This is a genomic window from Flavicella marina (assembly GCF_009193215.1).
Classification (GTDB): domain Bacteria; phylum Bacteroidota; class Bacteroidia; order Flavobacteriales; family Flavobacteriaceae; genus Flavicella; species Flavicella marina.
The window spans coordinates 481,232-487,586 of the sequence record NZ_VYVA01000002.1; the positions used below are offsets into that span (position 1 = coordinate 481,232).

The window sequence follows — 6,355 nt, forward strand, 5'->3', positions numbered from 1 at the left end:
TTCTTAAAACTTACAAGTTTTGAGTATCTTTGCGCGGTTAAATTAAATGATTTCACAATGAATACGATAGAAAACTTTAAAGAATACGTACAAAATATCACTTCAAAAGATGGATATGCAAAACCTTTAGCTTTTGGATTAGGAATTAGAAAATCTAAAGGTGAAAAAGTATTAGATGTAAATTTCCCTTCAATTAACTGGGATAATGCTTTCGGAACAGCTGCCTTATTGCAAGATGTAACTGGATATACTTCCAATGAAAATGGATTTGTAACAGTTTCGAAAGAGCAACTACAAAAAGCTTTTGACAATTTTGCTGCGTTTCATTCAGAAATCGAGAAACATCCAAATATTGTATTAATTCAACAATTATTAGAAAACTATAACCAACCTGAAGGATACCAATCTGTTGATGTAGTTGCTTACTTTTTATTCGATAAAGATCAAGCTGTAAATGATGCTGTTGAAGCTTATTTTAAACTGCAGTGTCTATCTCAATTACACGTACAACCTCATGGTTTGTCTTTAGAAGGAGTATTTGGAAAATTAAACAATGTTGCATGGACAAACCATGGCCCAATTTTACCAGAAGATATTAGTGCAGAACGTATCAAGGCTACCTTCAAAGGAGAAACTATCATCGTGACTCATGTAGATAAATTCCCATACATGGTAAATTACCACGTACCAAATGGTGTTCGAATTGCTAGTGGTTCTCAAGTTAGATTAGGTGCACATTGTGCTGTAGGAACTACTGTTATGCCTGCTGGTTATGTAAACTTTAACGCTGGAACTAAAGGAAACGCTATGATTGAAGGTCGTGTTTCTGCTGGTGTAGTTGTTGGTCATGATTCTGATTTAGGAGGAGGAGTTTCTATTATGGGAACGCTTTCTGGAGGAAATAAAAATGTTATTTCTATCGGAGATAAATGTTTACTTGGTGCAAATTCAGGAACCGGAATTTCATTAGGTTTTGGATGTACGATAGCCGCCGGAGTTTATGTTACTGCTGCTGCTAAAGTTTGGATGTATAATGAAGACAAACAACCAATCGACATCAATGGAACTATTGTTGAAGAAGGTAAAAACATTGTAAAAGGAGCTGAATTAAACGGTAAAGACAAATTGTTGTTTTTATTAGATAGTACAAACGGTCATTTGGTTTGCAGACCAAATCCAAAAACTATTGAATTGAACGCAAGCTTACATACTTCGAACGACTAATTGTCTCGAATTATTTATTAAATGCCACATTATGAAACACATAACGTGGCATTTTTTTTACAACCTATTCTCTCAATGAAAACTATTGTTTATCAACTAATTACAAATACATTTGAAACCTACACATGATAATTATCATGGTTTTAAGTGTATTATTTAGAGTTCTTTGTACAAAATTTCAAAGTACAAACAATGACTAAAGAAACACCTATACATTCTTTCCATATCCCTGTAATGGGCTTGGCTTTTACGGTTGACAGTCCAATTAAAATTGCTAAATATGGAATTTCTTCTGTTGTCTCAATTGTAGACGACATTCTTGTAGAGAAAATGAACTCTTTTTACAGCAATAAATATAACTTGCCATTCAAAGCCTATTCAACGAAAGATCCAGATGCGAGAGCTAGCAGAATTACTTCTTACTTGAATAATATGGATGCCATTGTGAAACAAAAATTTCACGATTTTAAAATTGCTCTTTCTGAGAAAAAAGAAGAATTAGAAAACTACATCGACATGTTACCTGATATTTCAGATGTTAAAAAAAATCTTGTCAAATTGGTAGAAGAAAATGCTTCGAAAGAAGTGTTGCAAAAATGGATTCAAGACAATCTCAAACCAGGAAGTATTGATGTGAATATCATGACAAAATTAGACAATGCTCGTTACCATAAAAACGAAGCCTTGCCGTCACATTATAATGATGCGCATACTGCCTTAAAAGGTTTTGCCGAAAGTGAATTAAATTCTTCAATAGTTTTGTCTGCAGGTATGAACCCTAGACTTTACAGCTACTTCGAACAATTCGAGGACTTCTACCCTACAACAGACAATCAACTAAAGAAAAAAATAATTTTAAAAGTAAGCGATTACAGATCTGCTATCATTCAGGGAATGTTTTTTGCAAAAAAAGGATTGTGGGTATCAGAATACAGAATAGAATCTGGTTTGAATTGTGGTGGACACGCATTTGCCACAGAAGGACTTTTATTAGGACCTATTTTAGACTCATTTACGACAAACAAAGAAGATTTAATCAATAGAACTTTTGAGACATATAAAGCAGCTTTAGAAGCTAAAGGAAAACATGTACCAGCATCACCATTAGATATTGAAATTACAGTTCAAGGTGGTGTCGGAACCTCAGAAGAACATCAGTTTTTACTAGACAACTATGATGTCAATTCTGTTGGATGGGGATCACCATTTTTATTAGTACCTGAAGCTACAACTGTAGATAATAATACATTACAAGTATTAGAAAAAGCAAAGGAAGAAGACCTCTATCTAAGTAATATTTCGCCTTTAGGTGTTCCATTTAACAGCGTAAAAGGTGTTTCTAATGATGCATATAAGGCTACAAAAATACAAAATGATAAAATTGGTAGCCCTTGTCCGAAAAAATTCTTAGCATTGAATCGAGATGAAGATGGCAACTCTATTTGTACAGCTTCACAAAAATATCAAAATGCTGAAATAGAAAAACTAAAAGAAGAAAATTTATCGAATGATGCTTATCAAAAAAAGTTTGATAAAATTACAGAGAAATCTTGTCTGTGTATCGGATTAGCCAACGCTGGATTGATCGATAAAGAAATCGAATCAAAAGATACCAAATCTGGAGTTCTCGTGTGTCCAGGTCCGAATATTGCATATTTTGACAAAAAGGTATCCCTAAAAAAAATGGTGCAACATATCTACGGTAAAACAAACGATTTAACAACAGCTAATAGACCGAATATGTTTGTAAAAGAATTAGAGATGTATGTTAAATATTTCAATGAAAAAGTTCAAGATTTCATTGATAACCCTGATAAAAAACAAGAGAAATATCTGACTAAATTTTATAAAAATATCAATGAAGGTATCTCTTATTACCAAGAGATATTTAAAGAATCACAATTTGTTTCTAACTTTTCAAATTTAAAAGATAAGTTGGCGACACTCTAAAAATTAATTCAATATTTATTAAAACCATCAATTGTAAAATTGGTGGTTTTTTTTATCTTTGAATTCCCCTAAGATTGTGAATATGTACCAAAAAAAACCAATAAATACTATCGTATCTAACAGTTTTTTAAAGGCCTTTTTTGAAGACCCACATAAAAAACAACGTTTCTATACTAAATTTATTGGTACATACAATCTCCCTTTTTTCAGAACACACTACAAGCAAAAGGACTTGATTCTTTTTTCACCAATTGAATTAAAATTTAACAACCTTATTTCTTTCGGTACTTCAGTAAATGAATTTATTAAGATTTTCGGAAAACCAAATTTCCAAAAAAAAAATGATTCTAATACTACCACACTGATATACAAGACAAAGATTTCTGGCATTCGTTCGAAATGCAACCTTATATTTTTCAATGAAACTCTAGTAATGTTTAACTATGTTTTTTCAAATATTGATAAAAAGAAAAAAAACTGTTTATTAAAATATTCAGAACATAAATACGGAAATAAAATCAATGCAAACAATTACCAAATTGTTGATGCGTTTAACAACAGCTTATTTATAATTGACTCGAGTAAATCATTGATATTCAATTTTTACACAAATGGTAAAATAATAAAAGAACTGATAGACGAAAACACAGAAAAAAATGTAAAATTCTTGAGTCAAGACAACAATTACTTAACGAGGTCTAGTTCATAAATTTATACTTCCGTTCGTTAATTCCGTTTTATTATTCTGATATTAATTACATTTGCAGTATTATGCAAAAGACCATAAATATTCAAAATAAAAAAGCTCGATTCGAGTTTGAGATTTTAGACACATATACTGCTGGTATTCAGTTAACAGGTACTGAAATCAAATCAATTCGAAATAGCAAAGCAAGAATTACAGAAAGTTTTTGTGAATTCAACGAACAAGGAGAATTGTTCGTAATCAATATGTATATTGAAGAATATACTTATGGTCATTCATACAACCACAATCCTAAGAGCTCTCGACGCCTTTTATTGAACAAAAAAGAGCTGAAAAAATTAGAAAGACAAGTTCAAAATGTCGGTTTAACGATTGTTCCTTTAAAATTATTTATCACGGATAAAGGTTGGGCAAAACTTACTATTGCTTTGTGTAAAGGAAAAAAACTACACGACAAAAGAAATACTTTAAAAGATAGAGATAACAAAAGAGACTTAGATCGAATCAAAAAAAACTTTAGATGAAAACACTGACCGTTTTTGCCAATATGATTCGTTGGAAAAATCTGCTGTTATTATTCTTTAGTTTGTTTCTTTTTAAATATCGATTGTTTGTTTTTTTTGAAACCACCTCAATACTTTCTGATTTTCAGTTTTTTATTTTTCTAATCAGTGTTTTATTCATCGCGTTAGGAGGATATTTGATTAACGATTATTTCGATATTGAGTGTGATTTGATAAATAAACCTGAAAAAGTGTATGTGCCAAACATCATTTCAAAAAGAAATTTAATATATCTATATACATTTATTACTGCTGTCGGGGTATCAGCCGGAATCTACCTATCATTGATCTTAGATAGAAATTTCTATGCATTGATATTTATTGGAATTGCATTTTTACTATTTATCTATTCTTATCGCTTAAAAGCAATTGCAATAATAGGCAACATTACCATAGCAACGCTTATTGCTTATACTACAATTTTACTCCTACTTATCGATACAGATATGAATGTTGAAAACCAAGGTGTTTTTTTACTTATATTACTTGCCGTTTTTTCTTTCTTACTAAATTTTCAGAGAGAATTGGTTAAAGACATTGAAGATATTCAAGGAGACTACAAAGCTCGTTACAAAACACTACCGATAATTTTAGGAATTGAACGAACAGTAAAAATAATACTAACACTCTCTGTTCTTCCACTCTATCTTTTGATTGATTTCATATGGAGGTATTTCGAAGGTCAAGTTTATGTACAAATTTTTGGATTCTTTTTTATCATCATCCCATATATCTTTTTTTGCTATACATTGCACAAAGCAACTCACAAAAAAGAATTTCACCAAGCAAGTTCGTTGTTAAAATTTATACTTGCATCAGGACTTCTATTAATTTTATTGACAACTATTTAATATGTTACATTCAATCTCAGAAAAATTCAACATTATTCTTGCATCAGGATCTCCGAGACGTCAACAATTTTTTAAAGATTTGAACATTCCTTTTTCAGTTCAACTTTTTGATGTAGAAGAAATATATCCAGACAATTTAAACAGAGAACAAATCACTAATTATTTAGCAGAATTAAAATCAGTTCCTTTTAACGAGATACTGAGGCCCAACGATCTTGTAATTACCTCAGACACAATAGTATGGTTTGAGAACAAAGCACTTGGAAAACCTAAAACCAAAGAAGAAGCATTGGCTATTTTAACTTCATTGTCTGGGAATTTCCATGAAGTCATCACATCGGTAAGCTTCAAAACGCAGGATAAAACACATACGCTACACGATAGTACAAAAGTTTTTTTCAAAACACTTACAACTGATGAAATTGAGTTCTATATAGATAATTATAAACCTTATGATAAAGCAGGTAGTTATGGAATACAAGAATGGATCGGTTATATTGGTGTTGAAAAAATTGAAGGCGATTACTTTAACGTAATGGGGTTACCGGTAAACAAAGTATATCATTACTTAAAAAACCTGCTATAATTCAAACATATCCCCTTCAATTTTCCGGTGATTTTCGCTTAAAAAACACCCCATAAAAAAGAAGAAAATAATACATTGTTTACTTTATAAAATTATTACTTTTGTACCACACTAATCGTATATAAAATACAATGAAAAAATACACTTTTACTGAGAAAAAAGATACGCGTTCTGGTTTTGGAGCTGGTTTAGCAGAATTAGGAAGAACAAACCCAAATGTTGTGGCACTTTGTGCAGATTTGATTGGTTCTTTAAAAATGGACAAGTTTATTGAAGAAAACCCAGATCGTTTTTTCCAAATTGGTATTGCTGAAGCAAATATGATTGGTATTGCGGCTGGACTTACCATCGGAGGTAAAATCCCTTTTACAGGTACTTTTGCCAACTTTTCTACAGGAAGAGTTTACGATCAAATTCGTCAATCTGTTGCCTACTCAGATAAAAACGTAAAAATTTGTGCTTCTCACGCTGGATT

General features: G+C 31.2%; 6 protein-coding genes and 1 pseudogene. All 7 read left to right on the plus strand.

The window, feature by feature from the left end:
* The first annotated feature begins 57 nt into the window (after positions 1 to 57).
* Positions 58 to 1,224 carry a tetrahydrodipicolinate N-succinyltransferase N-terminal domain-containing protein gene (locus tag F6P99_RS06980; protein ID WP_152286739.1) on the plus strand — a complete coding sequence of 389 codons (1,167 nt, stop codon included), beginning with the start codon at positions 58 to 60 and terminating at the stop codon, positions 1,222 to 1,224.
* Positions 1,225 to 1,416: 192 nt separating this feature from the next.
* A complete protein-coding gene (locus F6P99_RS06985) occupies positions 1,417 to 3,174 on the plus strand; it encodes a hypothetical protein (RefSeq protein WP_226913036.1) in 1,758 nt (585 codons plus the stop codon).
* 82 nt (positions 3,175 to 3,256) lie between these two features.
* Positions 3,257 to 3,883: a hypothetical protein gene (locus F6P99_RS06990; RefSeq protein ID WP_152286740.1), complete on the plus strand. Its 627-nt coding sequence runs from the start codon at positions 3,257 to 3,259 to the stop codon at positions 3,881 to 3,883.
* A gap of 62 nt (positions 3,884 to 3,945) precedes the next feature.
* Positions 3,946 to 4,404 carry an SsrA-binding protein SmpB gene (smpB, locus tag F6P99_RS06995; protein ID WP_193316019.1) on the plus strand — a complete coding sequence of 153 codons (459 nt, stop codon included), beginning with the start codon at positions 3,946 to 3,948 and terminating at the stop codon, positions 4,402 to 4,404.
* The gene (locus F6P99_RS07000; RefSeq protein ID WP_152286742.1) at positions 4,401 to 5,294 is read left to right on the plus strand and encodes a geranylgeranylglycerol-phosphate geranylgeranyltransferase; all 894 of its coding nucleotides are present in this window, start codon (positions 4,401 to 4,403) and stop codon (positions 5,292 to 5,294) included. Before smpB ends, F6P99_RS07000 begins: the two co-directional genes overlap by 4 nt.
* A gap of 1 nt (position 5,295) precedes the next feature.
* Entirely contained in the window at positions 5,296 to 5,880 is a 585-nt protein-coding gene (locus tag F6P99_RS07005; protein WP_152286743.1) for a Maf family nucleotide pyrophosphatase, read from the plus strand.
* Between the two features lie 131 nt (positions 5,881 to 6,011).
* Positions 6,012 to 6,355: pseudogene (locus F6P99_RS07010) on the plus strand (transketolase family protein); the annotation flags it as partial.

Coding starts and splice junctions, on each gene's coding strand:
- F6P99_RS06980 (WP_152286739.1), top strand. CDS start 58: ATGAATACGATAGAAAACTTTAAAGAATACGTACAAAATATCACTTCA.
- F6P99_RS06985 (WP_226913036.1), top strand. CDS start 1,417: ATGACTAAAGAAACACCTATACATTCTTTCCATATCCCTGTAATGGGC.
- F6P99_RS06990 (WP_152286740.1), top strand. CDS start 3,257: ATGTACCAAAAAAAACCAATAAATACTATCGTATCTAACAGTTTTTTA.
- smpB (WP_193316019.1), top strand. CDS start 3,946: ATGCAAAAGACCATAAATATTCAAAATAAAAAAGCTCGATTCGAGTTT.
- F6P99_RS07000 (WP_152286742.1), top strand. CDS start 4,401: ATGAAAACACTGACCGTTTTTGCCAATATGATTCGTTGGAAAAATCTG.
- F6P99_RS07005 (WP_152286743.1), top strand. CDS start 5,296: ATGTTACATTCAATCTCAGAAAAATTCAACATTATTCTTGCATCAGGA.